Origin of the sequence: Peribacillus sp. NPDC058002 (genome assembly GCF_042886655.1) — a bacterium.
GTDB classification, from domain to species: Bacteria; Bacillota; Bacilli; order Bacillales; family DSM-1321; genus Peribacillus; species Peribacillus aracenensis.
The window spans coordinates 1-1,983 of record NZ_JBHVQU010000437.1 but is presented as its reverse complement, the minus strand read 5'-3'; the positions used below and the strand labels follow the sequence as shown (position 1 = coordinate 1,983).

The window sequence follows — 1,983 nt, the reverse complement described above, 5'->3', positions numbered from 1 at the left end:
CATTTAGACATGGTGCATGGTCCAGTAATTCATCATCTATATTTTCCCCGGTGATGAGCAGTCCCTCCACATCGGAAATTTCCTTTAACAGCTGGCTTCTGGTGATTGGTTCAGGGCCGTTCCATTTTTCATACTGGCAATACTTCGAAATAAATGCCTCCACCTCGGGCGGTACAGGTCTTGCTATATACACTTTTGGCATCAATTTATGTCCTCCTCGGTCACTCTATTCTTGAATAGGTTGTTTTACAATGAACCAATAACAGATTGCGGCGCAACCGGCGATTAAACCGCCAGATATAAAGGCAAGAGAGTACGAACCAGTTGCATCCACTATCATGCCTGCCACAACAGGGGAAAAGGCTCCGCCAAAATAACCGCCAAAATTCTGAATTGCACCTACGGAAGCAACCATGGAAGGAGGAGCAATGTCACCGGCAAGTGCCCACGCACTGCCTGTAATGGCAGAAATAAAACAAAGAGCAAGGGTCAGTAATGTTAAGGTGATGGCGAGCCCTTTGGCAAGTGGAACTGCACATACAACGATAGCGGCCGAGATGGCACATATACTGATTAAGGCACGCTTTGCTTTAATAGGTGTAGTAATTCCCTTGTCCACCCATTTTTTAGTAAGATATCCTCCGAAAATATTGCCAAAGATTCCGCCAAGCCAAGGAATACCAGCATATATACCCATTTCTTTAAGTGAGACATGATGAACATCAAATAAATAAAGGGGAAGGAAGACAAGGAAAATATTCCAGATCCAAATGGTACAGAAGAAGCCCAGAATCATCCCCCACACGCTTCGATATTTAAATAACGAACCCCATTTTATTTTTGATGATTGAATGCCTTGCTCCACTCCACCGCCTTCCGACTTAATGTAATCAAATTCCTCCTTGGAAAGTTTTTGGCTTTTTTCAGGATTTTTATAAAAAATAACAAAACCGATTGCAAAGATGATGCCGATCACACCCGTAATATAAAACAGCGCTCTCCACCCAAAAGTCACCATGATGAAAACGAGAATCGGCGGTGCAATGGCTGGTCCCCATTTGGACGAAGAATCCCAAATTCCAGTTGCCAAGCCTCGTTCCTTTTTTGGAAACCAATACGAAGTGATCTTAGCCATCGTCGGAAAACACGGTGCTTCTCCCACTCCAAGTAAAATCCGTGCAGCAATAAATGAGCTCATTTTATGAACGGCTCCGGTTAAAATGGTCGCACCGCTCCACCAAATAAGAGCAATTGTATACACCTTTTTGGTCCCGAACCGATCAATCAGCCAGCCGGAAGGAAGCTGCATTAAAGCATAACTCCAAGAAAAAAAGGTTCCCAATAACCCGATTTCGGTAACGCTTAGTCCTAGATCCTTCATCATTTCGGGAGCTGCGATGGAGAGGTTGGCCCGATCTAGATAGTTGATTATTCCCCCAATCAATAACCAGATGACGACGGTCCACCGAAATTTCCGGCCAATATTCAATGGCTTTTCTTGCTTTGTTTCCATTCTTGCTTCCATACCTTATCCCCCCTTGTTATATAAAACGCCGTAATTGGCAGCGCTTCCAAAATTATAAAAAATCAGAGTTCACGCTTGGAGAATATGTATAAACAAGGAGGTTTTTGTTTTATAATATAAAACCCGGTTTTTGTTTTGTGACAAAAAATAAAAAGAAAATTCTTTTTATTCTGTAAAGTATCGTATTATGAGGATGTGTGATTGTCAATCTTTATTCTTATTTTAGGGATAATATTCCTAGTATACGTTTCATGTCATGTGGGGAATATTGATAGACCGCTTTTTTGAATCATAACAAACTTTAGCCCACGACCCATTTCCATCTCTGGTGCTACCGGAAAGGTTTAGTGACGTTTTTTATTATTTTTCTATAGAATAAGCAAGCGCTGCTGAATCCACTTTTCTATTGGTATCATTAAATCTTAATGGAAGCTGGGATGGTTAATGGAGTTTCAACC

1 protein-coding gene and 1 pseudogene are annotated in these 1,983 nt (G+C 41.6%); both read right to left on the bottom strand.

Annotated features, from left to right (window positions below):
* A pseudogene (locus tag ACFVSH_RS26050) lies at positions 1 to 202 on the bottom strand (bifunctional glyoxylate/hydroxypyruvate reductase B); the annotation flags it as partial.
* A 24-nt stretch (positions 203 to 226) separates the two neighbouring features.
* A complete protein-coding gene (locus ACFVSH_RS26045; protein ID WP_260287994.1) occupies positions 227 to 1,525 on the bottom strand; it encodes an MFS transporter in 1,299 nt (432 codons plus the stop codon).
* Between the last annotated feature and the right edge of the window lie 458 nt (positions 1,526 to 1,983).